Below are 26,212 nucleotides of genomic sequence, written 5' to 3'. Positions count from 1 at the left end.
GAAAGATGTATCTTTCACAGCAACTTTCTGATTTATAGTGCTTATCATGGAGGTGAAGGCGTGAAGGCATTTTCAGGGATTCTTTTATTTTATGAAGTGGAGAGAAGGCTTCCCTTCACTTGGAACAACCTACAGAAACGTGCGTATGAAGGTTCTAACATAAAGGTTTACGCTGCTAAAGTGCCACTTTAGCAGCGTAAAGTGGCACTTTAGGACTTTCAAACGTGTGGACGCAGACTTACTGCTGCCGCGTGGTGATGTGAAAGCAAGCCTGGCGGATTTCGTACTTTACGTAACACTTGTCGGCCTGCTTCAGGTCGCGCAGCACTTCGGCCAGCACTAACTTCAGCGTGTCTGCACCCACATCCTGCATGGGACGTCCGTCCGGGTCCTCTACCTTGTCGAATCGTTTCCAACTGATGTCAAACGTGGTGCCGTAGGCATGTGTGGAGTTGGCACTGGCGTTGGTGTTGCGGCGTCGGAGGCGCTTCACGTCGTGTTGGGTACGCAACACGGAGGTGACTATGATTTTGTTGGGGTTCAGTCCTTTGCTGTCCAGCGAGTCCAGGAAGTTTTGTCCGATGGTGTCCAGCAGGGCAGCTGCGCCGGGGATGAGGTAGGGGATGGAGTGGGTGAGTGAATCTACGCTGTAGCGTTCGTTGTCGTCGATGAGGGTCAGTTTTTCCGTCATCTCTTCAGCTTGTTTGCGCGAAGCGATAGGAGCAATTCCTATGGCCTGTGCCACAGCCAGCTGCTTGCTGTTCAGGTCGCCGAAGGTACGTCCGAAGTTGCTGACGCCCCGTATGTTGTGCGGGTGGTTCATCTTCATTGTCATGTCTTCTTTCTTCTTACAGCCGGCAAAGGCCAGTGCGCCGCCCAGACAGATGACGAGCGCGAGGGGGAATAATCTTTTCTTGCAGTTCATTGTTACAGGTAATCGTCTTCTTGTTTTATGCGGACAAAAGTATAATATTTTCTGCATATCCGCAAGTGGCAACCGTAAAGCAAGAATGAGTGATGAGTGACGTGTGAAACGCTGAAGAAGATCGGGAGAAGGGCAATTTGTGCCGGTAGGTATTCGCCTTGCCATTAGAATTTCGTAAATTTGCTCCCGTTTTCTAAAAGAAGAAACCGTGCAACGATATTTCATTTATCTTTCTTATGATGGTGCTGCCTACCACGGCTGGCAGATACAACCCAATGGCGTAAGCGTGCAGGAATGTCTGATGCGTGCGTTGTCCACCCTGTTGCGCCGCGAGGTAGAGGTAACGGGGGCGGGGCGTACCGATGCCGGTGTGCATGCTTCGCTGATGGTGGCCCACTTCGATGCCGACGGGATGGTTGATACCGCTTTGCTGGCCGACAAGCTGAACCGCCTGCTGCCGCCGGATATATCTGTGAGCCGGGTGCGTCCCGTGCGCCCTGATGCACATGCCCGTTTCGGAGCCACTTCGCGCATGTACCGCTACTATGTCACCACAGCCAAGTCGCCGTTCCTGCGCCAGTACCGCTGCCGTCTGTTTCATACGCCCGACTTCGACCGGATGAACGAAGCGGCCGCTACGCTTTTCGATTATACCGACTTCACCAGCTTCAGCAAGTTGCATACCGATGTGAAGACCAACAATTGCCGTATCATGCACGCTGCCTGGACGCAGGCGGACGAGGAAACCTGGGTGTTTACCATCCGTGCCGACCGCTTCTTGCGCAATATGGTGCGTGCCATCGTGGGTACTCTGCTCGATGTGGGACGCGGCAAGCTGTCAGTGGAGGAGTTTCGTCGCATCATCGAGCAGAAAGACCGCTGCCGGGCAGGTACATCGGCACCGGGCCACGCATTGTTTCTGGCCGATGTGACGTATCCCGAAGAAATCTTTTTAAATGAAGACTGCTTAAATGAAGAATAGTCCTTGTGGGACGAAAGGAAGAATGGGTGCTGCAAGTTGCATGTTCCTTTATTGGCCGTTCTTCACTTTTCATTTCTAATTTTTTATTGAATCCAAATTCTTCATTCAAGATGTTCTCCATTGAACCTAAATCCTTCATTCTTAATTTTTCATTCTCAATTCTCAATTCTTAATTCTCAATTCTCAATTAAAATGTGGTTACTTTTAGCCTTCCTTTCTGCTGCCCTTCTGGGCTTTTATGATGCTTTCAAGAAAAAGTCGTTGCGCGACAATGCAGTCCTGCCCGTACTGTTTCTCAATACGCTGTTCTGCAGTCTGGTGTTTATTCCCTTCATAGCCCTGTCTGCCTGGGCACCGGACACCTTGCACGGTAGCCTGTTCTTTGTTCCGGCTGCCGGTTGGGAAGTGCACCGCTATATCCTGCTCAAGTCGTTCATTGTGCTGGCCTCGTGGGTTTTCGGCTATTTTGGCATGAAGCATTTGCCCCTTACCCTGGTAGGGCCTGTCAATGCCACCCGTCCCGTCATGGTGCTGGTGGGCGCCTTGCTGTTCTTTGGCGAGCGGCTTAACCTTTGGCAATGGGTGGGTGTCATTCTGGCAGTGCTGTCCTTCTTCCTGTTGAGCCGTTCGGGCAAGAAGGAAGGCATAGATTTCCGACACAACAAGTGGGTATTCTGCATTGTGCTGGCGGCTGTGCTGGGTGCCGTGAGCGGGTTGTACGACAAATACCTGATGAAGCAGTTTGACCCCATGCTGGTGCAGGCGTGGTATAATGTCTATCAAGTCTTCATCATGTGTCCTCTCCTGTTGCTGTTGTGGTGGCCGCGCCGCAGCGAGTCCAGGTTTCGCTGGGACTGGTGCATCGTGGGCATTTCACTTTTTCTCTGCGCCGCAGATTTTGTCTATTTCTACTCCCTCAGTCTCGACGGAGCCATGATTTCTATCGTGTCGATGGTGCGCAGGGGAAGTGTCATCGTGTCTTTCCTTTTCGGGGCGATGGTTTTCCATGAGAAGAATCTCCGCAGCAAAGCCATCGACCTGGCATTGGTGCTGTTGGGTATGTTCTTCCTCTATTTGGGTAGCCGTTAGCCGGGCATTAAGCGTTGCCGTCAGGCAAAAGAAATATAAATATCGGTCTGTGGCAGGCTTGGGGTTTGGCTGTTTCACCCAGATTTCTCATCTTTGCAGGACAGATAGATACAGATAGATTATGGCAGAAGATTTGTTGGTGAGTGGAGGCTGCAAAGAAGAGCGCTACCACACCCTCTTGCCCCAGTTGCGCAGCCTGCTGGCTGGTGAGACAGATACCGTGGCCAATCTGGCTAATGCGGCTGCCGCCCTGAAGGAGACTTTCGGCTTTTTCTGGGTAGGGTTTTACCGCGTGAAGAAGGACGAACTGGTGCTGGGCCCTTTTCAGGGACCGGTGGCTTGCACGCGCATTGCGCGGGGACGGGGAGTGTGCGGCACGGCCTGGGCAGAGAACCGTACGCTGGTGGTGCCCGATGTCGATGCCTTTCCGGGGCATATAGCCTGTAGCTCGTTGTCGCGTTCGGAAATTGTGGTGCCGCTTCGTAATGCAGCTGGTGAAGTGTGGGGAGTGCTGGATGTAGACAGCGACCGTCTGGCAGACTTCGACGATACCGATGCTGCCTGCCTGGAAAAAATATGTAATTTGTTAACAGAATGTTTATGAAAAAACTGATAATATCCTTGTTCTTCCCGCTGGCTGCCTTGTCTGTGCAGGCTCAGGAAGCCCGTACCCTTTTCGTGAATATGCCCGACTCGCTCTGTCCTCTGCTCAGTGCCGTGAACCGGGCTGACTGCATCGACTTCCTGGATAGTAAGATGCGTGCCGTGGTGACCAACACTTTGGGCGGCAAATCGGAAATGACCACGCTCACACCCGATTATATCCGTGTGCAGTTGACCCGGAAGAGCACGTGGCAGATGAAGGTTCTGCCCCTGCCCGGTGATACGGCCCGCGTCATCTGCGCTGTTTCTACTGTTTCTGCCCCCGCTGCCGACAGCCGTATCCATTTCTATACAACCGACTGGCGCGAACTGCCTGCCGAAGCTTATCTGTCGTCCGGGCCTGCCATGAACGATTTCCTGCCGGCTGTGCCCGATTCGCTTGATACCCCCCGTCTGCGTAATGCTCTCCGTCAGGCTGATATGCTTTTCCTTCGTGCCGACTTGCAGGCCGACAGCACTTCGCTTGTCTGGACTTTTGAAACGCCCCGCTATATGTCTCAGGAAGCTGCCGACGAACTGAAACCGGTCATGCGCCGTTCGCTGGTCTATAAATGGGAGAATGGACAATTCCGACCATAGGTGGGAATAAGAGCCTGTTTAAATTTTGCTCAGCTTTATTTTGAGTGCTGTTTCCGAGGATATTTTTCCGGTGTACTGAGGAACGTAGCGGGCTACGTGACGAAGTATGCCGGGAAAAGAGACCGGAAAGAGGCTCAAAAGAAGCTGAATATAAATCTAAAAGAGCAAAATTTAAACAGGCTCTAAAATAAGCGGGCTGCAAGCGGCTGCCGATGCGGCCAGTGCTTGTAGCCCGTAACTGTGTGGATGCGCTATGTGCGTGTCCTTGTTATTTCACTTTTATCTTGTCGAATCCTTCTCCGTAGACTCCGATGACGGCGCTCTGCGATACGAAAGCATTCGGGTCGATGTCCTTAATCAACCGGAAGATGATGGTTGATTCGCGCTTCTTGGCCAGGACGAAAAGCATCCGGATTTCGCGTCCGGTGTAGAAACCTGAAGCGTTGATGACCGTTACGCCGCGGTGTGGGAATTGGTTGATGTGTTTGCCTATCTCTTCGTATTTATCGCTGATAATGAAGAACTGTACAGACTGCCGCGCACTGTTTACAACCTGATCCAGCACAAAGCTGCTGATGAACAGCGTGACATAACCGTAAACCACCTTTTCCCAATCGTGCAGCACCAGGTAGCTGGACGTGATGATGATGAGGTCCATGATACGCATGACCTGTCCCAGAGTGATTTCGCGGTACTTGTGCACCACGGCGGCAATAATATCTGTTCCGCCCGTGCTTCCGTTGTTGGAAAAGGCTATGCCGATACCGCTTCCGCAGAAGGTGGCACCCAGCACACAGGCCATGAACGGCTGGTCGTCAAGCAGGTTCACGTCTTTGGTCACCTCTTGGATGATGGCCAGGAACGTGGATAGGGTAAATACCGCCCAGATGGTCTTGATGCTGAACTTCCAGCCCAATTGCCAGACTGCCACAATGAGCAGTGCTACATTGACGCCCAGATAGACGTACTGTACGGGCAGTCCCGTAGCAAAATAAACAATGGACGCAATGCCCGGCACGCCGCTTGCGGTGATGTCTTGCGGCAACAGGAACAATGTCCACCCGATACCATACAGAATCATGCCGATGGCAATCATCACATAATCTTTCACCTCGCGAGCCACGTTGGTGGGCAGGGGGTGGATGACAGAGGTTGTTTTCATTTTTTCTCTTTGCTTTAAAAAGAATTGTTTAATTAGTGTATTTATCGAATAAGTTCTTTTTCATAAAAAAGAAAGTCCGAACAGTCCGCGCCGTCCGTTTTCCTGGCGTTTCGGTCGGAACAACAAAGCACTGCTTGGGCTCTCAGCTTCATTGGACTGATAGATTAAATGCGATGGTCCGGCCATAATTTTATTATCTCTTTACAATTCTGAATTGCGGCGCAAAAGTAGTCAATATTGTTTTCTCATGCAATGATTCGTGGCTGATAGTTGGGTGTAATATCAATTTATCTGTCCGTTGCTTTTGTGTTATGAAAGTATGGCATGGTAACTTGACTGTATCTTCTCGTCAGAGAGGGTGTGCCGTAATGATAAACGCCTACCATTCTGTTATCCTTCAGTGGTGCCCGGGATGACAGAATGATAGGCTGATTTCTATTTTGCGGGTGTAAAAAGTCTGCAGTCGCAGTCCGATGCTTGTCGACAAGTTGTCAGTTGTTTCTCCTATTCTTTTCTTTGGGGCTGCTCTCCTTGGTCGAAGGCAAATGTGGTGAAGACAAACCCGTGGTCTGATGCATAGAAGAAATCTTTGCCTTGGAAATGCAGTGTACCAGGCAAATCCGAATTATAGACTTCCGATTGAACAGCCCGGATGTTTTTACCTCTGTAATAGATGAAATCAATTCTGTCCATCCGGTCTTTGATGTCACCATCCGACCAATACCAGGTAGCTCCAATATTCTTTGCCGGATCAGGATTCAGTTCGCGGAAGCTGTCAATGAATCCATTCTCTTGCAGGACTTTAGACACAGTCCATTCTACAGTCTTTCCTCCGTGGTTATAGAGATTGCGTGTGGCATCCACCCAGTCTAAATGCGAATGTATGTTGAAGTCGCCTCCCATTATGATAGGAATGCTGTCTGTCTCAGCCAGCATCGGGCGGAGGATGTTGATAATCTTGTTTATTTCGTCATCACGTGTGCCTGCATTGTCCCATGCCAGGATTTCCTCTTCGGTCTTGTCGAGTGGCACCAAACGTTCATCTGGCAGATAATGGAGCCAGACAGCAAACACCCGTATGCGTTTTCCGTTAACATCCAACTCTGCACCTCCAAAGTTGAACGTGGAAATAGAATCCGGGAAAGTCAGTGTTTTCACAATTGGGTAACGGCTGTAAATAGACAAGTTGTCAGACAGAAGTCGATGGTAAAATCCCAGTTCGTCTGCAACTTGGGCTGAACAGCCGTAAGTCTCTACCATCAGAACGACATCTGCCTTGCTTTCTTTCAGAATACCTTTAGTACCGTCACACCCTTTCTGGGGATATTCTTTTGAATGTCCTCCATGCCATACATTCCAGGATAAGACTTTCAGTTCTTTACTCTCGTTTTTCTCCACGTTGTTGAGCGTGCATGATGAAAGTAAAAGCAAGATGCCATAAAATAATATTTTTCTCTTCATAATAGCTTGTATTGGTTTAAGTGCCTGTGGGATGAATACTTCCGTCTTTTTTATCAGGGGATATTTTCCCATCGGGGGATTTATTTACCTTATTAGGTACAAAGGAAAGAATTTAATCCTGAAGTGCCAAAAAAAACGGGTGTGGTTTGTATTCTTCCGTTATGTCATAAGGCTTACTGAACCGTTTCCGGTTTACATCCTGGTTTACATGAAGCCCGTAAACCGCCCTCATTCAGCCCTCAAAAAGCTCTGTAAAAGAAGAGAGCCTTAATAGCTAATCTCTTAACTATCAAGGCTCTCATTAAGAGCGGAAGACGGGACTCAAACCCGCGACCCTCAGCTTGGAAGGCTAATGCTCTATCAACTGAGCTACTTCCGCAATTTTATGTGGGCAAAGATGGATTCGAACCACCGAAGGCATAAGCCAGCAGATTTACAGTCTGCCCCATTTGGCCACTCTGGTATTTGCCCGTCCGCTTTCAAGAACTCGGCTTTAAGTGCTTTGTTTCTCAATTGCGCTGCAAAGGTACGACTATTTTTTTAATCTGCAAATAAAATCGATCATTTTTATTGCAGTAATTGCACATTCATCACCTTTATTGCCCAGGCGACCGCCTGCGCGGTCTTCTGCCTGTTGCATGTTATTGGTTGTTATCAATCCGTAGATGACGGGGACGTCATCTTCTGCATTCAATTTTGTAATGCCTTCTGTGGCGCCCATGCATACATAGTCGAAATGCGGAGTATCGCCGCGAACTACACAACCCAATGCGATAACGGCATCCACATCGGTGTGTTTGATAAGTTGCGCCGAGCCGAAAGTCAGTTCAAAACTGCCGGGTACGGTTTCCACGCGAATGTTTTCTTCGCGGGCGCCATGCTTCTTCAGCGTTGCAAGGGCTCCCTGCAGCAGGGCACCGGTGATGTTGTAGTTCCATTCTGACACCACAATGCCGAACTTCATGTTCGAAGCATCGGGGACAGACTGGAAGTCGTATTCCGACAGGTTGTGGTAAGCGGTTGCCATATTATATATATGTATAATGGATATGTTACTTCTTCATCAGTTTGGCCTTCTCGATATATTGGTCGATGTTCATGGCCTGGTAAGAACGGAAGTATTTGTCTTTAATGGTTGTATAGGCCTGGATGGCTTCATCATACTTGCCCTGTTTGAGCAATATTTCTCCCGCCTGCATCAGGAAGATGGGGCTTAACGTATTGTTGTTGGCCTGATTGGCAGCGTCCAGCAGTGTGGAAGCAGCTTTGTCCAATTCACCCAGTTGGGCGTAGCAGTTGCCGATAGTGCCTTTAATGGCGGGAGAAACCATTTGGTCATCACCGCTGAAGCTGTTCAGGGCTTCAATGGCTTCCTGGCTCTTGCCCAGTTTGGCATAGCAGATACCCATGTAAGCCTTGGCCAAGTTGGCTGCTTGGGTGCCGCTGAATTCGTCGGCCACTTTTGCGAAGCCTGCATAACCGATGCTGTCGCCGTTCAGTGCCGTTTCAAAAGAGCCGGCTTCAAAATATTCCTGTCCTTTGAACAAGGCTGCCTGTGCTTTTTCTTCGCGCGGTGCGGCATAGAAGTGTTTGTACATTGTTACGCCGGCTACGATGACAATAACTGCCACTACCACGCCGATGATGGCTTTTTTGTTTTTGATGAGAAATGCCTCAGACTGTGTGAGTGCTTCTTCCACATTGAGGGCTTCGTTGGTTTTCTTTTGTTCTGCCATTGTTATGTATCGTTTTTTGTTATTATTCTTATAATATGAATTTCGACCCGCAAAAATAGTGCTTTTCTCTGTTTCAGCGAAATCTGTACCCATCTTTTTTCATGGATAGAGGGGAAAACAGCGAAATTCTTGTTACTTTTGCGCGGAAAAAGGGAGACTTTCTTCCCGTGCTATCTGATTACTGTTATGATACTGAACCGCATATCTATCCTTAATTATAAGAATTTGGAGCAGGTTGAACTGCTTTTCTCGCCCAAACTGAACTGTTTTTTCGGACAGAACGGGATGGGGAAGACCAACCTGCTGGATGCCGTCTATTATTTGTCTTTTTGCAAAAGTGCAGGCAATCCTGCCGACTCACAGAATATAATGCATGGGGCGGATTTCTTTATGATTCAAGGTTATTATGAGGATTCTGACGGTACGCCCGAGGAAATCTATTGCGGAATGAAGCGGAGGCAGAAAAAGCAGTTCAAGCGTAATAAGAAGGAGTACACAAGGCTGTCCGACCATATCGGCTTTATCCCTTTGGTGATGGTATCGCCTGCCGATTCCGAACTGATTGCGGGCGGGAGCGATGGGCGTCGCCGTTTCATGGATGTGGTGATTTCGCAGTATGACAAGGAATACCTGAACGCCCTTATCCGTTACAACAAGGCATTAAACCAACGCAATGTTTTGCTGAAGAGCGAACATCCCGTGGAAGAGGAGTTGTTTTTGGTCTGGGAAGAGATGATGGCGCAATCCGGTGAGGTAGTTTACCGCAAGCGCGAGGCTTTTATCCGCGAGTTTATTCCCATTTTCCAGTCGTTTTATTCCTATATTTCGCAAGACAGGGAGCGGGTGGGGCTTTCTTACGAGTCGCATGCAGCCCGTGGCCCTTTGCTGGAGACGTTGCGTGAGAGCCGGGAGCGCGACCGTATCATGGGATATTCCTTGCGCGGTATCCATAAAGACGAACTGGAGATGATGTTGGGCGATTATCCCATTAAGAAAGAAGGTTCGCAGGGGCAAAACAAAACTTATCTGGTGGCATTGAAACTGGCGCAGTTTGATTTCCTGAAGCGGACGGCAGGGACGGTGCCTTTGCTTTTGCTGGACGACCTGTTTGACAAACTGGATGCTTCGCGCGTGGAGCAGATTGTCAAGCTCGTGGCTGGCGAAGGGTTTGGACAGATCTTCATTACAGATACCAACCGTAGCCATTTGGACCGTATTCTGCAAAAGGTGGGCAGTGATTATCGCATCTTTCGTGTGGAGTCCGGGCGTGTGACGGAAACCGCCGGCGAGGAAGGAGGCGGGGAATGAAGCGTAACGATGCACAATCCATCGGTCAGCTCATCCGTACTTATCTGCGGCAGGAGAGTCTGGAGTCTCCGCTCAACGAGCGTCGGTTGGTCAATGCCTGGCCCGAAGTGGTAGGCCCGACCATTGCGGGATATACCGACGGGCTTTTTATACGTAACCAGACGCTTTACGTACATCTCACTTCGGCAGTCTTGCGGCAGGAACTGATGATGGGGCGTGACCTGCTGGTGCGCAATCTGAACAAACATGTAGGGGCGCAGGTGATTACGGATATTGTATTCCGTTGATTACCATTGGTTCATCCGCAGCGTATCCGTCACCTTTATCTTCAAGTCTTTCAGTTCCTGTATGGCCCGGTTGTAGTAAGTCGGGTCTTCCAGGTCGGCGTTGTTGTGGGCGTCCAGTCCGATGATGGCTGTGCAACCTTCGTTGGCGGCAATGTGCCAGAACTCAGGACAAGGATAGGTCTGCAGGCCGTGGGCTTCATTGTAGGCCATGTAGCCGATGTTATATTCCAAGGGGATATTCAGGCGGGCAGCGGTGCGGCAGATGTGGCGGCTGATGAGCGAGCAGTGGTGGTCCCACCGGGGATAGGAGCGCATGAACAGGTCTGGGTGTGCCAAGCAGCAGTAGACTCCGGTTTCCATGCCTTCGATGGCACTCTCTTCGTACAAATCGAGCATGTCGCGTGAGTCGGTGTGGTGGCCGAAATAAGGGAATTTTTCGTCTGTGTGATAGAAGTGGTTGCCGAAGATAATGTAGTCCAGCTGATATTGTTTGATTTGTTCTTTCAGCCAATGCATATAATCCGGAAAGTATTCGCACTCCAATCCTATTTTTATATCAATCCGGTCGTGGTATTTCTCACGTAGGGCACGGAGGCTTTCTACATAGCCAGGCAGTTCGCCGGGCAGCATGCGCATGTCTGCTACGTAGTCGGTACGATATTTCCAAGGCGTATGGTCTGAAAATCCCAATACTTGGTACCCTCCTTTCAGCGCACTTTTTATGTAGGCTTCATCTGTGCCCACAGCGTGCAGGCACCGGGTAGTATGTGTGTGATAATTTGTCTTCATTGTTTTTCTGTTTTATCCTGAATAATCATTTATCTATTGTCATTGCCTGTCTTCTCTTGCGGGGTACACGGTTGTCCGCAAAGCACCTCATCCATTTTCACATCGTGTGCTTCGGCAGGAATCCGGTCCACCAGTTGGCAGGGGAAGCAGAGTCCTATTTTATACGTATTTTCTAAGCGAGGCAGCAGGCGGTCATAATAGCCTTTGCCACGTCCCAGCCGGTTTCCTTGCCGGTCGAAGGCCACGCCGGGGATGATGGCAAGGTCTATTGCGGCATAGTCCGTGAAGGCCGGTCCCGTAGGTTCGTCGATGTGGAAAGCGCCTTCGGCCAGGCAATTGTCGCCCGTATAAGGTCTCAGTTCCAAATCTTCCCCTCTGACCACAGGCAACAAGATGCGTTTCTGCCCTGCCCAGCGGCGGATGAAGTCGTGCGTATCCACTTCATCCGGCAGGGAGTGATAGAGCAGTACGGTGTGTGCTGCCATCCAGCGGGGATGTGCCTCGATGGCAGTTAAGGCATCAGCAACTTGCTGCGTGCGCCAGCCTGAAGATTTCAGCCGGGTTTTCCGTGAAGAGATCTCCTTGCGCAATTCGGTCTTTGTTTGCATCTTTGGTTCCTTCCGTTGGGGAGTCGGGTGCCTGCGGAAAGGCCTCTCCCTTCTCTAAAATTTCCACAGCTTTCTTTACGGTCGCATCGCTTTCATTGATGTAGCGGATGTATTCCTGGCGTCCCAGCATGTTGTAGATGATTGAGGCGTAGAGATTCCGTTCGAGCAACTTGCGCGATTTTTGTATCAGCAGATTGCGGCGTTTCACTCCTTTCTGGTCGGCATAACGCACGAACTGCTGTATGAGGTTCTGGCTTTGGAGATATTTCAGCAAGTCCTCCTGCCGGGTATATTCAGCCATCTTGGCCCGGTTCTTGTCGGTGTAATCAAAGCTGTATTGCAGGATAATGCCCTTGTTGTTTACTTCAATCAGCCACGAGGTAATGCCGGTGGTATCTTGGGGAACGAACACATCGGGCATGATGCCTCCTCCTCCGTAGACAGTGCGTCCCAGTCCGGTAAAGAACTGTTGGTCTTTGTTCAGTTTGATGCTGTCTTTCGAGAAGAATTCGCCGTGTTCATACCGGTGTATCCAGTCCATTTCGTAAGCCATGTTGTCGCCGCTGTCATACGGACGTTGTATGCAGCGTCCCGACGGCGTGTAGTAACGTGCAATGGTCAGGCGGATACCCGAACCGTCGCTGAAGTCGATGGGTTGTTGTACCAGTCCTTTGCCAAAAGAACGCCGTCCCACGATGGTGCCCCGGTCGTTGTCCTGGATGGCTCCGGCAAAGATTTCACTGGCCGAAGCCGACCCCTCGTTGATAAGCACCACGAGCGGAGCCTCCTGGCTGCATCCTGTGCCGTCGGCATAGTCTTCCCAGCGCGGATATTTCCGTCCTTCGGCATAGACGATAAGCTTGTTGGCAGGCAGAAACTCGTTGGCCATGCGGGTAGCGGCATCCATGTATCCGCCGGTATTGTCGCGCAGGTCGATAATGAAGCCCTGGCAGCCCTGATGGCTCAACTGGGCGATGGCACTCAGCAATTCCACGTGTGAGGTCCGTCCGAACTTGCTTACCTGTATGTATCCGTATTTGTCGTCGAGCAGATAGGCAGCATCGATGGTGTTTTGCGGAATGTCTCCCCGTACTACGGTGAAGTACAGCAATTCTTTTTCAGTGGCACGCTTCACGCCCAGTTTCACCTGGCTGCCTTTGGGACCCTTCAGGGTGCGCAGGGCGCGTTCGTTGTTCAGGTCTTTGCCCACAAAGAGGCTGTCGTCTACCGTCACGATGCGGTCGCCGGCAAGCATGCCCACTTTTTCGGCCGGACCTCCGGGCACGATGCTGTTGACGTGGATGGTATCCTGCATGATGGTAAATTGTATGCCCACGCCGCTGAAGCTGCCTTCCAGTTCGGAGTTCACCTCTTCCAGGTCTTTGGCAGGGATGTACGTGGAGTGCGGGTCCAGTTCGGCCAGAATCTGCGGCATGGTCTTTTCTACCAGGTCGGTCATGTTGACGGTATCTACATACTGGTTTTCGATGACGTGCAGCAACGCATTCAGCTTGTTTGATGAAGCGTTGATGATGCCCAGCTTGTTGCCACCGTAATGTTTGGCGTAGAAGGTACCAATCAGGATACCCAGTACCACGCTGACAGCAATGATAAGCGGGGTGAAATGGAAATTATTTTTGTTGCTCATATTAGTTAGTGATTTACTTCATCTGTTTTCAGTGTTTATGGCATGCGGCTGTCGGCCGGCGTTGTTATTCATGGGTTGCCAGCGGAACGTATTCCACTTCAATGCCAGCCCGTTTCAGCAATTCGATGCCATCTTCCAAGCGGTATTTTTCAGAGTAAACCACGCGCTTAATGCCTGCCTGGATGATGAGCTTGGCACATTCGATGCAGGGTGAAGCCGTGACATACATGGTGGCGCCGTCGCTGCTGTTGTTGGAGCGGGCTATCTTGGTAATGGCGTTGGCTTCGGCATGCAGCACGTAGGGCTTGGTCAGATTGTGTTCGTCCTCGCAGACATTCTCGAATCCCGAAGGCGTGCCGTTGTACCCGTCGGAGATAATCATCTTATCCTTCACGATGAGGGCGCCCACCTGGCGGCGTTTGCAGTAGGAGTTCTCCGCCCAGATGCCTGCCATGCGGATGTAGCGTTTGTCTAATGCTTCCTGTTTGGTTTTGGCTGATTCGTTGTCCATAGTCAGTTGCTTTTTATTGTACGTGGAAGGCCATGCACTTGGTGGTTTCCCCGTCTTCATAATATATATATAGGTTCTGGCTGTCGCCCTCGTAGCGTGTGGCGTTCTGCAATCCGTTGTAGAACGCTGTGGCGAGCACGTCCGTATCGCTTCCCGTGGCCCTTATGTCGGTCAGGCGCAGTTCGTGTGATACTCCGTCGGCTGTCCACTGGCCGTTTATCGTGCGGTTGACAGCACGTGCGTTAAACTCTCCACCTGCCACAGATTCCGTGTCGCCGCCGTGAAACGTGACGGTGAATGTGGCGCTCTGCCTGCGTAGGCGTTCGCTTTCGTTGTAGGCGGCCTCATCTCCGTTCCAGAAGTCAACGGTCTGTCCGTTCATGGTGATATACGTCAGCTTCCATGTTTTCCCCGTGAATATCTCAGCGATGTCATCGCCCTGGTCGCAGGCTTCCAGCAGTGGAAGCAACGTGGCAAAGAGTAAGAGGGTCAGTAGTTTTTTCATTTTTTCTCCTTTCTATTTTTCGGGTTTGATGCCATTGCGTATGAGCAGGGCATCGATGCTGGGTTCTTGTCCGCGGAAACGTTTGTAGAGGGTCATGGGATGTTCCGTACCGCCTTTCGAGAGGATATTTTCGCGGAACGAGGTAGCGGTCTCCGTGTTGAAGATGCCTTTCTGGCGGAACAGTTCGAAGGCATCGGCATCCAACACTTCGGCCCATTTGTAGCTGTAGTAGCCTGCCGAGTACCCACCGGTGAAGATGTGCGAAAACTGAACGCTCATGCACGTGCCTTCCACGGCAGGCAGCACCTGGGCACGTGCCCAAGCCTGTTTCTCGTATTGCTCCACGTCGCCTTCGAAGGGTTCGGTGCGGGTGTACCAAGCCATGTCCAGCAAGCCGAAGCTCACCTGACGCAGGCAGGCATAGGCCGCATTGAAGTTGGCCGAGTCGTTGATGCGTTGCACCAGTTCGTCGGGTATCGGTTCATCCGTCAGGTAATGGCGGGCAAAGGTCTGCAGGAATTCCTTCTGCCGGGCATAGTTCTCCATGAATTGCGAAGGCAACTCCACGAAGTCCCAATAGACGTTGGTGCCGCTCAGGCTCTCGTAGGTTGTGTTGGCAAACATCCCGTGCAGGCTGTGGCCGAATTCGTGCAAGAAGGTTTCTACCTCGCTGAAAGTCAGCAGGGCAGGCTTGCCTTGCGTCGGCTTGCTGAAGTTCATCACGACCGACACGTGCGGACGGCTGTTTTCGCCTGTTGCCGGGTCTTTCCATTGTCCTTTGTACGAAGTCATCCATGCCCCGGACCGTTTGCCGGCACGCGGGTGGAAGTCGGCATAGAATATGGCCAGAAAAGAGCCGTCTTTGTCATACACTTCGTAGGCGTCCACGTCTTTGTGGTAGACCGGGATGTCGGGGTTCTTCCTGAACGTGATGCCATAGAGGCGCGTGGCCAGCCCGAATACCCCTTCTTTGACACGGCTCAGTTCGAAGTACGGGCGCAGCATTTCGTCGTTGAGCTGGTACTTGCGGTCTTTCAGTTTCTGTGCGTAATAGCTCCAGTCCCAAGGCATCAGTGTAAAGTCGTCGCCCTGTTCCTCGCGGGCAAAGGCTTCCACTTCGGCTGCTTCCCGGTGTGCGGTGGGGGTATAGGCTTCCAGCAACTGGTCCAGCAGGCGGTAGACGTGGGTGCTGGCTTGCGCCATGCGGTGTTTCAGCACGTAGTCGGCATAATTGCGGTAGCCCAGCAGGCGGACCAGTTCCAGGTGTCCGTTGACAATCTGCTTTACAATGTCCAGGTTGCTGCATCCGTTGTCCGGATGGGTGCATTTGGTGTAGTAGGCCATATAGAGTTCACGGCGCAAGTCGCGGTTGTCGGCATGCTGCATGAAAGGCACATAGCTGGGAGCCTGAAGGGTGAAGACCCACTGTCCTTCGGGCAATCCCTTTTCGCGGGCAGTCTCGGCGGCAGCCTCGGTGATAGTCTCGGGCAGGCCGGATAATTGGGCGCGGTCGGTCAGCACTAACTGGTAGCTGTTGGTTTCCTTGAGGCAATGCTCGCCGAATTGCAGGGTAAGCAGGCTCATCCCCTTGCACAGTTCACGGTAGCGGTCGCGTGCTTCGCCCTGCAGTCCGGCACCGTTGCGCACGAAGCTCAGATAAGTTTCTTCCAGCAACGTCTGCTGTTCGGGGGTAAGTTGCGCCTTGTCCGTATGCTCGTACACTTGTCTGACGCGGGCAAAAAGCTGTTCGTTCAGTGTGATGTTGTTGTAGTGTTCGCTCAGCAGGGGCATGAGCGTCTGGGCCAGCTGTTCCAGTTCGTCGTTGGTTTCGGCACTGTGCAGGTTGCCGAACACAGCGTTCACGGTGGTGAGCAGGCGGCCGGAACGCTCATAAGCTTCGATTGTGTTGGCAAAGGTGGGCGTTTCGGGGTTGGAAATGATGGTGTCTATCTCGGCTATTTGCCGACGGATGCCTTCGTGCACGGCCGGTTCGTAGTGTTCCGGGCGAATGCGGTCGAAAGGGACAGTGCCGTGCGGCGTGTCGAAAGGAGCGAAGAACGGATTGGTATGGTTTGTCATATAGAATCTTATCTCTTTTTTATTCAAGCCGCAAATATACAAAATCTGTAGGATAACCGAATAGAAAATAGGAAAACCGTATTTTTGTTTGCATATTTTCGCAAGCAAACGGCAAATCCCACCCGTAAAGTGCCATTTGAGCAGCGTAAAGTGGCACTTTAGCAACGTAACCCTTCATGTTAGAGTCTTCACGATGCATCTGCGCAAGGTTCTGCAGGTTGTTCCCAGTGAAAGGAAGCATTCTCTACACCTCATAGAAAAGGAATCCCTGAAAATGCCTTCACGCTTTCACCGCTATGAGGAATGTTGTAAATCAGGGAGTTGTTGTGAAATATACATCTTTCACACCGCTTTCACACTGCTTTCATGTGGTGTCTATTCCTGATTAAGGTTGACTTGCTTGAGTCCAATAACGACAATAAGTTTACCCAGGGCTGCATACGGCGTCTGCTTCATAGCGACAGGCAGCGCGTTGCTATGCCCTGAAGAGCTTGCTTCCAAGAGCTTAGAACCACACTTTGGTGTGTGAAAGCTGCGTGAAAGATGTATCTTTCACAACAACTTTCTGTATTACAGTGTTTTGCTGTGCGGTGAAAGCGTGAAGGATGGTTCGAGTAGTTTTTCTTTGTAGCTGGCTGCATCTGCATCATCTCCTTTACTCTTCAAACTGCCTTCACCAAATGCAGGTTTACGACGCTCAAATGCAGGTTTACGCGGCTCAAATGCAGGTTTACGTTATTCAATATCTCATTCTTTTCCTTCGTTCTGCGCGGGTATTCCATATTTCTCCATGTGTATCTATCACAAATTTTACCACAGCCATTTTGATATTCGCATCAGACCGTATCTTTTTTATCTACTTTTGAGCGATAGTCTGGGGCATACGTTTGATAATTAGGTATATTCTTGCCCAAAATCCCGTAGAATCCATGTTTTTATTCGATACCCGAGTTAGTACTAGTTAAGACTAGTTGATGGTCTGTTGAACAAGTTTGCAGATTGGATTACAGAAATTTGCACTGTAAAAATTCAACAGATATGAAAAAGACATTTGTTATTCTATTCATGCTTCTGCCTCTGCTGCTGAACGCACAGGAAAAGGCAGCTTATCGCGTCACCTATGACTGTGATGCACTGTACAACAGAACACGCAATGTTTACAGGTGGAACCTTGACATTGGAAGTACAACGGCAGTATTCTACAGCCCTAACTACCGGGGGCACAGCGAAGCAGTCAAGTCACTCCAGCGTACCGATGACATCGCTGCTGCAATGAATGCCGTCAAGCAGTTTGGCTCCCGGTATCCGAACAGAAGCAGCCTTGAAATCCTTATGGGGGCACCGGAACATGGGAAATATACCTATGTTAATAAAGTCGGCATTGATCAATTTATGTATGAGGAAAATTTGCCGGCCATGGACTGGGAACTGACGGACAGTGTAAAGACGGTCTGCGGCTACGAATGTCACCAAGCCAAGGCTGAAGTCTATGGCCGGACATGGACCGTATGGTATTCTACGGAAATCCCTATACCCTATGGACCTTATGTCCTTGGCGGACTGCCCGGACTTATTCTCGAGGCGGTGGATACTGACGGGATATTCCACTTTACCTCGGTTGGCATGGAGGATGTACATGACGCTTCGGAGGTAGCTCTGTACGGGAAGACAGATGCAGTCAGATGCACCCGGAAGAAATACCTGGCATTACGCAAGTCAAATGCCGGGCAGACCTATTCCGAAGCTGTGGAGAGTCTTCTCGGTAAAGGTTTTGTCACACAGATAGTGGATGCCAGCGGCAAGGATATTTCCAATCAGGTGCAGTCCGAAAAGAACTATCTGGATTTAAAATGACTCTCCTATGCGTATTTTGCTGTCTTTATTGAGTTTTCTGCTCTTGCATTTCATTACAAGCACCGCCCAGACATTATCCGGGCGGGTGCTTGACAGTGAGGGAAAGCCCCTTTGCGGTGCAAATGTCATAGCCTGGTCAGACAAAAACGCACCGTCGGGATATGCCGTCACGGATAAGAACGGTCTTTTCAGTTTGGATGTTTCTGAGGGGACGGACCATGTTACAGTGACATTCATCGGGTTCAACACGGTGACAGTCAGGATGGATGAATTTGCTTCGCCCCATACAGTCGTACTGAAGGAGCAGTTATTCTCTCTCCGGGAAGTAACCGTCACCCCGGAAAACATATCGGAAAGTGGAGATACACTGACATATTCCGTCGCAGGCTTCAAGGAAGCACAGGACCGTTCCATCGCCGATGTGATAAGCAAAATGCCAGGGCTTGAGGTGAAATCCGACGGGACAATAGAATACCAGGGAAAATCCATCGGCAGCTTTTATATAGAGGGGCTCGACCTGATGGGAGGGCAGTATTCCCTTGCGAGCAACAATATACAGGCAGACAGGGTGGAAAGCGTGCAGGTCCTCGAAAATCATCAGCGGGTCAGGTCTTTGAGGGGAATAGATTTCAGCGAACAGGCGGCCTTGAATATTGTCCTGAAAGATGATGCCAAAGCGGTATGGACAGGACATGCGGATCTTGGGGCAGGATATGCCGGTGCAGGCGAGGGACTCGTATATGACAACAGGATAATGGGCATGCGGTTCAATAAGACATTCCAAACTCTCATGATGTACAAGAACAACCATACTGGTGCCGATATAGGTGCAGAGGTACAAGACATCTCTGACCTCGGAGGCTATCAGGCAGAAAGCGGACTTATCAGCATGCCTGAACTGGGCGGTCCGGCTTTCGACGAAAAGCGGTACTCGTTCAATGCAAGTCATCTTCTTGCGGCGAACATGCTGTGGAAAACAGGCAGGAACTCGGATATAAGGATGCAGTTGAGCGGATTTCATGACAAAGAGAGGCTGCGTAGTCAAAGCTCGACCACATACCTCTCCATAGACGGTATGCCGGTCATCACTGAGGATTATGACATTGCCTCCAAGAAAAACGAAATCAAAGGAGAGCTGTGTTATACGCTTAACTCAGATCGCACTTACCTCAGAAGCAGTACAAAGGTCTATGCGGACTGGAACTCCGGCAACGGTGAAATGCTGTACAACGGTCGCAGTACGGATCTTATGGTCAGACCGTACAAGCGTGTGCTTTCCGAGGACCTGACCATCTCCCATACCACGGCACGGGGAAATGTGTGGCAGGTGAATTCGTCCACGGGCGATACATACCTTCCGGGTCAGATACTTACCATAGACGGTATCACCAGACTGCTGGACATCAATATGTTTTCCACACGGAACAATGCGAGTTTCAACAGGAAGATCAGAAAGCATTTTTTCAAGAACACTGTCGGTTTCGACTACAGGTGCCAGCATATAAACGGAATCGTATGGCAGATCTCACAACCGTATTGGGAGCCGTCTGTACAACTGTCATTCGGCAACCACAGGCTCACCGGATCGGTAAAGACAAGCTATGCGTACCAGACATACGACGGGGAATCATCCGGACATATATGGATAGAGCCGTCATTGTCCTGGAAATGGAAGGCGTCACCCAAGTCGGAACTATCATTCAGCTACAGATGTCCGGCTATGCCGCATGAAGGAACAAAGGTTATAGGCACCCCCGTGTATACATCATATCGCTCTCTGTATGAAGGGAACGGCCATATGGGTAAGCAGTCCTCCGACATCATCTCGGCTGGCTATACCTACAGGAATCCGGTAAACGGTATATTTTTCAACCTCCGTCCCATGTATGTAAGGTCTTCGGACAATATATTGTACGAGAGTACAATGGAGTCTGACATCCATGTACAGAGGGCAACAGACAGGATGTATGATTCCGACACCTATATTATAGGCAGCAGGCTGGCCAAATCTTTCCTCTGGTGCAGGACACGCATAGGAATAAACGGCTCATTCAATTCTACGGGATACGCCTATCTTCTGGGTGGAACCGTCCGGGAGGCAAGGGTCAACGTGTATTCCGTATCGTTGGATTATTCCATTAAGCCGTTCCGCTGGTGGACTGTGGAAGGGCAATCAGGAATGAAAGCGAGCAGCCGCAACAATGCCGGACAGGTCACGGACTGGTCTCATTACCTCGACTTTCACTTCAGTCCGGCTTCCGGATGGATGATTTCGATGGATAATGAGTTGTATCACAGTAATGACCGTGGGTTCGGGCTGAACTATTTCTGCGATATATCTCTGGGCTATAAGGCTGACAGGTGGGAAATCTCGCTCCTTGCGAAAAATGTCATAGGAACATCCGAATACAAGCATGTCACAGTGTCAGCGACATTGCAAGCCCACACGCTGACTTATCTCAGGCCACGGGAAATGATGCTGAAGTTCAGCGTTGATTTTTAGTTTGTTCAGCAGATAAGTTTATAGCCTTCTCCTCTGATGTTTAGGATGCGTATTCCCGAATCTTTTGAGAACCGGTGTCTCAGTCTTGATATGAGGACCTGGAAACTGCGGGTGGTGAAGAAATCATCATCTCCCCACAGGTCAAGCAGTATTTCCTTTGCCGAGACCACCCGGCTCCTGTTTGCACATAAGCGTTCGAGAATCTCACTCTCCCGATTCGGGAGCTCTGTGCTTTCTCCGTCAGGCAGATAAGTCAGAAGCCGCCTTGCCGGTATGAATAGGAACTGTCCTAAAGCATACTCTTTTTCGGAGTTCATGTCAGAGGCGGGCTGCACTCCGACCCGCCCGAGAAGTGCCCTCATTCTTACTACAAGTTCTTTCATCCCGAACGGCTTTTTCAGGTAGTCATTGCCTCCGGTCTCGAATCCTTCGACAACATCATCGGCTGAAGTCCTGGCAGTCAGGAACAATACCGGAATGCAGGCACCTGTCTGCCGGATTTTTTGCACCATTTCGAAGCCGGACATTCTTGGCATCATGACATCCGATACGATGATGTCCGGATTCAACCGGGAGCACATTTCCAATCCCGACGCACCGTCACAGGCAATGTGGACGGTAAAATTCTCAGCTTCAAGAGCATCCTTGACAATCATTGCCAGTGTAGGCTCATCTTCTACAAACAGAACAGAAATCTTTTTCATGTCATAATTCTATTACAAATGAACTACCTTTGCCCGGCTCGCTGGTCACAGATATCCGGCCTCCGTGCTTTTCCACTATGGTCTTTGCGAAGAAAAGCCCTATTCCGTATCCCTTTACATCGTGCCTGTCGCCGGTGTGAACCCTGTAGAATTTCTCGAATATATGCTTCCGGTCTGCCGGGGCTACCCCTATACCGTTATCTGAAACTGATATGAGTGTCTTTTCCCCGCTCCTATGTGCTTCCACCATTATCGTCACACTGTCACCGGAGTATTTTACAGCATTGTCCAGTATCGTCAGGATGACACTGGACATAAGCCGTCTGTCTATTGTCGCCTCCAGACAGTTCGGGAGTACCGATACGGTGATGTCGCAGCGTTTGCCGGCTTTCAGCTTTGTTTGAGATACGGCATCGTCGAGGATCGGTCTGAGCGGTGTCCTTGTAAGGTCCAGTCTTAGACCGGTACGATTTTCCACCGTTGTTGACAGAATCATTTCCACCATGCCTGAAAGTCTGTCAAGCTGCCCCTTTATGACAGACAGATATTCCTCCCGTTTTACCGGGTCGTTACCAAGAGCATATTCCTGCAACGTGTCGCTTGCAGCGTATGCTACTGCAATGGGGGTTTTCAATTCGTGCGTGATATTCCGAGTGAAATCATTTTTCATTTCGTCGAGTCTCCGCTGTTTCTTCACGGTCCTGTCCATCAGGCAGAAGGCGATGACGATGATGAGCAGTATTCCTGCGGAGGTGGCAACCGTACCGGACATCCGGCCTATAATGTACCCGGAAAGAGAATCATGGCAGACCTCGTAATATCCGTTGTTGACATAAGAAGGTACGGTAAGTATTACATTTCCGGCTTTGTCGCTTCCGGAACTGTCATTTCTCACTAATGTCAGTTTGCACGCTATGTCAAGTTCCGCGCTGTCCAGCCGTGCGCAGAACAGGGAATCTATCTTGCCCATATTGGGATTCTTGGGTTGCGATTGCAGGCGTTCCTGGGAAATTCTCAGACTGTCAATCCTATGTATGCGTATCACACGTGGTTTTCCACTTAACGAATCGATAGACATCGATACTATTTTCGGCATGGATTCAGGCTTACTGCTAAGAATGCGTATAGAATCAACTCCCTGTTCGATGCTAATCCGCTCAAGATATTCTTCCATTTCTGCCTTTGTCACAGACGAGCTGATTATCGACTTGACCGACTCCTTCTCGGTTTCATACATTCCCCGGAGCCAATATGCTTCATAACACCCGACTGTAACAAAGGTCAAAGTAGCACTTACAAGAATAATATATTTGCGGAAGAAATTCATGCTGCAAATTTAGCAAAATGGATTCTTTGTTTTTTATAAACGTGCAAATAATTAAATTTAAATCATTAAGTTGTTCATACATTGATACTGGCAGTTTTCTGTTCTGAAAGTGTCGTTCTACGTGTCTCTGTGTTCCATAGAAAGAATCACACGGGTTTTCCGCATTTCATTGCTGATTGGATTATTACATTTTGATCTACGAGAAATCTAATATGGGTAGCGGACCACCACCGGATCCGGGTGTTCCGTCAGTGCATAGATGCAACGTTCTTCTTCGTCGATGGCATAATCTTGGACGGACATATCCAATTCATAGTGGCGCAACGGGTTGCCTTCGTAGTCGAATACCAGCAAAGTCTGGCGGGCATCATTTCCATCGGTGGGCCAGCAGCCTCTGTATAGGGTCCACATCTCCGTATCGGTCAGGACGCCGCTGATATAAGAAAGCTTGCTGATGCCTTTTTGTGGTTTTATCATTACATAACCGCCCTCTATGTTGCGGATGCCGAATTCCGGTCCGAACTGGTCCGGCCCTTGTACTCTTCGCTCCCGTTTCATCTGTTCGTCATAGATTTCTATCAAGTCTGTATAGGTATAGAACACCACTACCTTCCTGTGGCGGGGGCTGTAATAGATTCGATGTTCCCAAAAATCTTTCTTCTTTATTTCCGGAATGTCGTAATCCACTTCCGGATAAGGCATGTTGAAACTGCTGTCTTTGCGCCCGTTGCTGTCGTAGCGGGTAAACAGGGTTTCCTTGTCGCTCAGTGAGGAACCTATGAAGGTACCGTCCGGCAAGGCAGCCACTGTGGTCGGCGCTCCCTGCAGGTGGAGGCTCCGTTGGGGTTGCACGTGCCATCCTGTCAGGAAAGAGTCTCTGGCGTATTCATTGAGCCGTGCCATCTGCATGTCAAAAGCCCAGACCTTGTCTTTGTCATACTGCGTAGACCAGCAATACATAAGTTCTCCCGGTCCGCTTCCCCGCGACAGGTTTTCAGTCAGTTTTTTGCCCGTTCGCTTGTCATACACCTGGATGAAATAGTCGCAGGTCATGTCGGTCAGTATCAGCAGCGAATCCTCCACCCGGATGCGGGCAGGTTTCCAGATACTGTCCATTGGCAAGATTTCTCCTTTCAGTCGGATGGCAGGACCGAAATCTTCCATCGTGAAAAAGGCGTCCACCTCTTTCACCCGCTTGTCTTCCTGGCAGGCACACAAGTGCAGGCCGACCAGTAACAATACAATGAATAGTCTCATGATTCGCTTAGCCGGTAGGTCAGCAGGAAGCATTCTGTTTTCCCATCTTTGAGTTCATTCATAAGTTGTTGTCTCTGGCTTTCTTTCTGTTGGTTGATGGGAAGTATTTTCTTGAGCGAATTGTCGGCATCTGCCTCTTCCGTAAAAAAGCCGATGGCGATGCTGCGTCCAGTTTCATTTTTGGGGGCGGGCAGCGGGAAGAAAGCAAGTTGGGAGGATGTTTTCAGTGGGAACATGGCTATGTTGCTTCCGTAGTCGGCACACATCACCAGCAGTTTCCCTTCCTTCCGCACAGCAGCAATGTCTATCCGTTTCCGGTCCTTGGATGATAACATGCTGTCGTAAATGCATGTGGTATCTGTTTTGCCTTCATGCAACCGGACGAGCAGCACTTCCAGTCTCATGTCTTTGGGGTAGGTTCCGAATTTGAAGCTGGCCAACTGTTCATCGAAGAGGGCAGTTGGCGCCCCTATTTTTCCGCCGCTTACTTTCACTACGGCTTCTTCCTGCGCCACGGCAAATGTGCTCGTCAGGCAAAGCATCAATGCAAATAGAACTTTTCTCATGGTTATTGGGGGGATTGTCCCGTGTTTATATGATTACAAAAATGCCCCCCCCCTCAAATGAGAGGGAGGGGGCAAAATAAGGTTTATACGCTATCAATTAGCAGTTAACCGATGCCATGTGAGCAATCAGGTCAAGCACCTTGTTAGAGTAGCCGATTTCGTTGTCGTACCAAGATACAACCTTAACGAACGTATCAGTCAGGTAAACACCTGCGTTAGCGTCGAAGATAGAAGTCAGCGTGCAGCCCAGGAAGTCAGAAGAAACCACTGCATCTTCCGTGTAGCCCAGTACGCCCTTCAGTTCGCCTTCAGCAGCTTCCTTCATGGCAGCGCAGATAGCTTCCTTCGTAGCAGGCTTAGCCAAGTTTACAGTCAGGTCAACTACAGAAACGTCCAGAGTCGGAACGCGCATAGAGATACCAGTCAGCTTGCCGTTCAGTTCGGGGATAACCTTACCTACAGCCTTAGCAGCACCTGTAGAAGACGGGATGATGTTGCCGGAAGCTGCACGGCCACCGCGCCAGTCTTTCATAGAAGGACCGTCAACAGTCTTCTGAGTAGCTGTAGTAGAGTGAACAGTAGTCATCAAACCGTTAACGATGCCGAACTTGTCGTTCAGAACCTTAGCGATAGGAGCCAAGCAGTTAGTTGTGCAGGAAGCGTTGGATACGAACTGAGTGCCCTTTACGTAAGTCTTTTCGTTTACGCCGCAAACGAACATGGGGGTATCGTCCTTGGAAGGAGCGGACATAACAACGTATTTGGCACCAGCCTGGATGTGAGCCTGAGCTTTTTCCTTTGTCAGGAACAGACCGGTAGATTCAACTACGTATTCTGCACCTACTTCATTCCACTTCAGGTCAGCAGGGTTCTTTTCAGCCGTTACGCGGATTTCCTTGCCGTTTACGATGAGCTTGCTGTTTTCAACGTCAGCTTCGATAGTGCCGTCGAACTGGCCGTGCATCGTGTCGTACTTCAGCATGTAAGCCAAGTAGTCAACCGGGCAAAGGTCGTTAATACCAACGATTTGGATATCGTTTCTCTTTTGAGCTGCGCGGAATACGAAACGTCCGATACGTCCGAATCCATTAATACCTACTTTAATCATTTTGTTTAAAACTTTAAAGGTTTATAGAGTTTAAATATCTCTCGATTGTAGCGTCCGGGAATCATTCTTTCCCGTTTGCGCTGCAAAATTAAGAAATTGTTTTTATATTCACGCTCAGTTCTATGATTAAATAATATAAAAAAACAGTGATGGGGTGGAAATAGCGGCCGGTTGTCCTTATAAAGGAGGAGACTGTGTCTTTTTTTGCAGCCTGTATTTCCGTTCCTGTCCGTAAGCTCATTTGAGCGGACGTTCTATATAAAAGACCCGGCGAGGGAATGAAAGTTAAATTGGTGATGCAATTTTTTTTTGTAAGTTTGCATGTCAGTTATCAGGAGTTTCACCAACTTTCCCCGAACGGAGGCTGAAGTTACAGAAGGCTGTCATAAACTCTCCGGGGAGTTGAGGAGGCTGTTTGAAACGGGCTCTTTAGTATTTACTTATACCCGTTGGCGGAATTAAGTCAGCGCATACTTGACTCTGCCAATGGGCTTGTTGTTTTTGTAGTTAATGTATTGTAGGATTGTAAGTGCGCTGATTTTCCCGATAATCCGGGCGAAC

The 26,212-nt window shown here is 49.9% G+C and carries 24 protein-coding genes, 2 tRNA genes and 1 pseudogene; 8 read left to right on the top strand and 19 right to left on the bottom strand.

What is annotated here, in order from left to right:
• Positions 1-238: 238 nt before the first annotated feature.
• Positions 239-925, bottom strand: a complete 687-nt coding sequence (locus B5F34_RS15310; protein WP_140393021.1) for a DUF5715 family protein — start codon at positions 923-925, stop codon at positions 239-241.
• Positions 926-1,133: 208 nt separating this feature from the next.
• On the opposite strand from B5F34_RS15310, the gene truA reads away from it, so the two are divergent.
• The 4 genes from truA (at position 1,134) to B5F34_RS15290 (ending at position 4,238) form a co-directional block, all read left to right on the top strand.
• A complete protein-coding gene (gene truA / locus B5F34_RS15305) occupies positions 1,134-1,907 on the top strand; it encodes a tRNA pseudouridine(38-40) synthase TruA (protein ID WP_087340680.1) in 774 nt (257 codons plus the stop codon).
• Positions 1,908-2,099: 192 nt separating this feature from the next.
• Entirely contained in the window at positions 2,100-2,996 is an 897-nt protein-coding gene (locus tag B5F34_RS15300; RefSeq protein WP_087340679.1) for a DMT family transporter, read from the top strand.
• A 121-nt stretch (positions 2,997-3,117) separates the two neighbouring features.
• The gene (locus B5F34_RS15295; RefSeq protein WP_087340677.1) at positions 3,118-3,600 is read left to right on the top strand and encodes a GAF domain-containing protein; all 483 of its coding nucleotides are present in this window, start codon (positions 3,118-3,120) and stop codon (positions 3,598-3,600) included.
• On the top strand, positions 3,597-4,238 hold the full coding sequence (locus tag B5F34_RS15290; RefSeq protein WP_087340695.1) for a DUF3256 family protein: 642 nt from the start codon (positions 3,597-3,599) through the stop codon (positions 4,236-4,238). Before B5F34_RS15295 ends, B5F34_RS15290 begins: the two co-directional genes overlap by 4 nt.
• Before the next feature lie 268 nt (positions 4,239-4,506).
• Here the strand turns inward: B5F34_RS15290 and B5F34_RS15285 are convergent, their stop codons facing one another.
• The 6 genes from B5F34_RS15285 to B5F34_RS15260 form a co-directional block, all read right to left on the bottom strand.
• The gene (locus B5F34_RS15285) at positions 4,507-5,400 is read right to left on the bottom strand and encodes a YitT family protein (RefSeq protein WP_087340676.1); all 894 of its coding nucleotides are present in this window, start codon (positions 5,398-5,400) and stop codon (positions 4,507-4,509) included.
• 504 nt (positions 5,401-5,904) lie between these two features.
• Positions 5,905-6,861, bottom strand: coding sequence for an endonuclease/exonuclease/phosphatase family protein (locus B5F34_RS15280; RefSeq protein WP_087340693.1), 957 nt, complete (start codon positions 6,859-6,861; stop codon positions 5,905-5,907).
• 306 nt (positions 6,862-7,167) lie between these two features.
• Positions 7,168-7,240 (bottom strand) — tRNA-Gly (locus B5F34_RS15275).
• A 9-nt stretch (positions 7,241-7,249) separates the two neighbouring features.
• Positions 7,250-7,332, bottom strand: a tRNA-Tyr gene (locus B5F34_RS15270).
• A gap of 61 nt (positions 7,333-7,393) precedes the next feature.
• The gene (gene ribH / locus B5F34_RS15265; protein WP_087340674.1) at positions 7,394-7,888 is read right to left on the bottom strand and encodes a 6,7-dimethyl-8-ribityllumazine synthase; all 495 of its coding nucleotides are present in this window, start codon (positions 7,886-7,888) and stop codon (positions 7,394-7,396) included.
• 25 nt (positions 7,889-7,913) lie between these two features.
• Positions 7,914-8,597 carry a tetratricopeptide repeat protein gene (locus B5F34_RS15260; protein ID WP_087340691.1) on the bottom strand — a complete coding sequence of 228 codons (684 nt, stop codon included), beginning with the start codon at positions 8,595-8,597 and terminating at the stop codon, positions 7,914-7,916.
• Positions 8,598-8,783: 186 nt separating this feature from the next.
• Here B5F34_RS15260 and recF point away from each other — a divergent pair, with 186 nt between their 5' ends.
• Positions 8,784-9,905, top strand: coding sequence for a DNA replication and repair protein RecF (gene recF, locus B5F34_RS15255; protein WP_087340690.1), 1,122 nt, complete (start codon positions 8,784-8,786; stop codon positions 9,903-9,905).
• Positions 9,902-10,192, top strand: coding sequence for a DUF721 domain-containing protein (locus B5F34_RS15250; protein WP_087340672.1), 291 nt, complete (start codon positions 9,902-9,904; stop codon positions 10,190-10,192). The genes recF and B5F34_RS15250 overlap by 4 nt, the downstream gene beginning before the upstream one ends.
• On the opposite strand, the gene B5F34_RS15245 is transcribed toward B5F34_RS15250, so the two are convergent.
• From B5F34_RS15245 to B5F34_RS15220, 6 genes are all read right to left on the bottom strand, one after another.
• A complete protein-coding gene (locus tag B5F34_RS15245) occupies positions 10,193-10,981 on the bottom strand; it encodes a histidinol-phosphatase (protein WP_087340670.1) in 789 nt (262 codons plus the stop codon).
• Between the two features lie 29 nt (positions 10,982-11,010).
• A complete protein-coding gene (locus tag B5F34_RS15240) occupies positions 11,011-11,589 on the bottom strand; it encodes a 5-formyltetrahydrofolate cyclo-ligase (RefSeq protein WP_087340668.1) in 579 nt (192 codons plus the stop codon).
• On the bottom strand, positions 11,501-13,237 hold the full coding sequence (locus tag B5F34_RS15235; RefSeq protein ID WP_087340665.1) for a S41 family peptidase: 1,737 nt from the start codon (positions 13,235-13,237) through the stop codon (positions 11,501-11,503). The genes B5F34_RS15240 and B5F34_RS15235 overlap by 89 nt, the downstream gene beginning before the upstream one ends.
• Before the next feature lie 64 nt (positions 13,238-13,301).
• Positions 13,302-13,748 (bottom strand): dCMP deaminase family protein, encoded by a 447-nt coding sequence (locus tag B5F34_RS15230; protein ID WP_087340664.1) that lies wholly within the window; start codon positions 13,746-13,748, stop codon positions 13,302-13,304.
• Between the two features lie 13 nt (positions 13,749-13,761).
• Positions 13,762-14,253, bottom strand: coding sequence for a DUF4847 family protein (locus B5F34_RS15225; RefSeq protein ID WP_087340662.1), 492 nt, complete (start codon positions 14,251-14,253; stop codon positions 13,762-13,764).
• A 12-nt stretch (positions 14,254-14,265) separates the two neighbouring features.
• Positions 14,266-16,332: a M3 family metallopeptidase gene (locus B5F34_RS15220; RefSeq protein WP_087340660.1), complete on the bottom strand. Its 2,067-nt coding sequence runs from the start codon at positions 16,330-16,332 to the stop codon at positions 14,266-14,268.
• Positions 16,333-17,370: 1,038 nt separating this feature from the next.
• Between B5F34_RS15220 and B5F34_RS15210 the strand changes: the two genes are divergently transcribed.
• The gene (locus B5F34_RS15210) at positions 17,371-18,186 is read left to right on the top strand and encodes a GLPGLI family protein (RefSeq protein ID WP_087340656.1); all 816 of its coding nucleotides are present in this window, start codon (positions 17,371-17,373) and stop codon (positions 18,184-18,186) included.
• Positions 18,187-18,193: 7 nt separating this feature from the next.
• Complete coding sequence (locus B5F34_RS15205; protein ID WP_087340654.1) at positions 18,194-20,689, top strand: carboxypeptidase regulatory-like domain-containing protein; 2,496 nt, start codon at positions 18,194-18,196, stop codon at positions 20,687-20,689.
• 5 nt (positions 20,690-20,694) lie between these two features.
• Here the strand turns inward: B5F34_RS15205 and B5F34_RS15200 are convergent, their stop codons facing one another.
• The 6 genes and pseudogenes from B5F34_RS15200 to B5F34_RS17435 form a co-directional block, all read right to left on the bottom strand.
• Positions 20,695-21,393: a response regulator transcription factor gene (locus tag B5F34_RS15200; protein ID WP_087340653.1), complete on the bottom strand. Its 699-nt coding sequence runs from the start codon at positions 21,391-21,393 to the stop codon at positions 20,695-20,697.
• 1 nt (position 21,394) lies between these two features.
• Complete coding sequence (locus B5F34_RS15195; protein ID WP_204245625.1) at positions 21,395-22,489, bottom strand: HAMP domain-containing sensor histidine kinase; 1,095 nt, start codon at positions 22,487-22,489, stop codon at positions 21,395-21,397.
• A 438-nt stretch (positions 22,490-22,927) separates the two neighbouring features.
• Complete coding sequence (locus B5F34_RS15190) at positions 22,928-23,977, bottom strand: BF3164 family lipoprotein (protein ID WP_162609353.1); 1,050 nt, start codon at positions 23,975-23,977, stop codon at positions 22,928-22,930.
• A complete protein-coding gene (locus tag B5F34_RS15185; protein ID WP_140393020.1) occupies positions 23,974-24,543 on the bottom strand; it encodes a hypothetical protein in 570 nt (189 codons plus the stop codon). Before B5F34_RS15185 ends, B5F34_RS15190 begins: the two co-directional genes overlap by 4 nt.
• Positions 24,544-24,640: 97 nt before the next feature.
• The gene (gene gap / locus B5F34_RS15180; protein ID WP_087340645.1) at positions 24,641-25,651 is read right to left on the bottom strand and encodes a type I glyceraldehyde-3-phosphate dehydrogenase; all 1,011 of its coding nucleotides are present in this window, start codon (positions 25,649-25,651) and stop codon (positions 24,641-24,643) included.
• A gap of 458 nt (positions 25,652-26,109) precedes the next feature.
• Positions 26,110-26,212, bottom strand: a pseudogene (locus tag B5F34_RS17435) (IS982 family transposase); the annotation flags it as partial.

Source organism: Mediterranea sp. An20 (assembly GCF_002160055.1).
Taxonomy (GTDB): Bacteria; Bacteroidota; Bacteroidia; order Bacteroidales; family Bacteroidaceae; genus Bacteroides; species Bacteroides avicola.
Note: the sequence above shows the minus strand (reverse complement) of the source record. Positions and strands in the feature narration are given on the sequence as shown.

Coding starts and splice junctions, on each gene's coding strand:
- recF (WP_087340690.1), top strand. CDS start 8,784: ATGATACTGAACCGCATATCTATCCTTAATTATAAGAATTTGGAGCAG.
- B5F34_RS15300 (WP_087340679.1), top strand. CDS start 2,100: ATGTGGTTACTTTTAGCCTTCCTTTCTGCTGCCCTTCTGGGCTTTTAT.
- B5F34_RS15240 (WP_087340668.1), bottom strand. CDS start 11,589: ATGCAAACAAAGACCGAATTGCGCAAGGAGATCTCTTCACGGAAAACC.
- B5F34_RS15205 (WP_087340654.1), top strand. CDS start 18,194: ATGCGTATTTTGCTGTCTTTATTGAGTTTTCTGCTCTTGCATTTCATT.
- B5F34_RS15195 (WP_204245625.1), bottom strand. CDS start 22,489: ATGCCGAAAATAGTATCGATGTCTATCGATTCGTTAAGTGGAAAACCA.
- gap (WP_087340645.1), bottom strand. CDS start 25,651: ATGATTAAAGTAGGTATTAATGGATTCGGACGTATCGGACGTTTCGTA.
- B5F34_RS15285 (WP_087340676.1), bottom strand. CDS start 5,400: ATGAAAACAACCTCTGTCATCCACCCCCTGCCCACCAACGTGGCTCGC.
- B5F34_RS15190 (WP_162609353.1), bottom strand. CDS start 23,977: ATGAGACTATTCATTGTATTGTTACTGGTCGGCCTGCACTTGTGTGCC.
- B5F34_RS15220 (WP_087340660.1), bottom strand. CDS start 16,332: ATGACAAACCATACCAATCCGTTCTTCGCTCCTTTCGACACGCCGCAC.
- B5F34_RS15260 (WP_087340691.1), bottom strand. CDS start 8,597: ATGGCAGAACAAAAGAAAACCAACGAAGCCCTCAATGTGGAAGAAGCA.
- B5F34_RS15250 (WP_087340672.1), top strand. CDS start 9,902: ATGAAGCGTAACGATGCACAATCCATCGGTCAGCTCATCCGTACTTAT.
- B5F34_RS15230 (WP_087340664.1), bottom strand. CDS start 13,748: ATGGACAACGAATCAGCCAAAACCAAACAGGAAGCATTAGACAAACGC.
- B5F34_RS15290 (WP_087340695.1), top strand. CDS start 3,597: ATGAAAAAACTGATAATATCCTTGTTCTTCCCGCTGGCTGCCTTGTCT.
- ribH (WP_087340674.1), bottom strand. CDS start 7,888: ATGGCAACCGCTTACCACAACCTGTCGGAATACGACTTCCAGTCTGTC.
- B5F34_RS15210 (WP_087340656.1), top strand. CDS start 17,371: ATGAAAAAGACATTTGTTATTCTATTCATGCTTCTGCCTCTGCTGCTG.
- B5F34_RS15280 (WP_087340693.1), bottom strand. CDS start 6,861: ATGAAGAGAAAAATATTATTTTATGGCATCTTGCTTTTACTTTCATCA.
- B5F34_RS15245 (WP_087340670.1), bottom strand. CDS start 10,981: ATGAAGACAAATTATCACACACATACTACCCGGTGCCTGCACGCTGTG.
- B5F34_RS15235 (WP_087340665.1), bottom strand. CDS start 13,237: ATGAGCAACAAAAATAATTTCCATTTCACCCCGCTTATCATTGCTGTC.
- B5F34_RS15225 (WP_087340662.1), bottom strand. CDS start 14,253: ATGAAAAAACTACTGACCCTCTTACTCTTTGCCACGTTGCTTCCACTG.
- B5F34_RS15200 (WP_087340653.1), bottom strand. CDS start 21,393: ATGAAAAAGATTTCTGTTCTGTTTGTAGAAGATGAGCCTACACTGGCA.
- B5F34_RS15295 (WP_087340677.1), top strand. CDS start 3,118: ATGGCAGAAGATTTGTTGGTGAGTGGAGGCTGCAAAGAAGAGCGCTAC.
- B5F34_RS15185 (WP_140393020.1), bottom strand. CDS start 24,543: ATGAGAAAAGTTCTATTTGCATTGATGCTTTGCCTGACGAGCACATTT.
- B5F34_RS15310 (WP_140393021.1), bottom strand. CDS start 925: ATGAACTGCAAGAAAAGATTATTCCCCCTCGCGCTCGTCATCTGTCTG.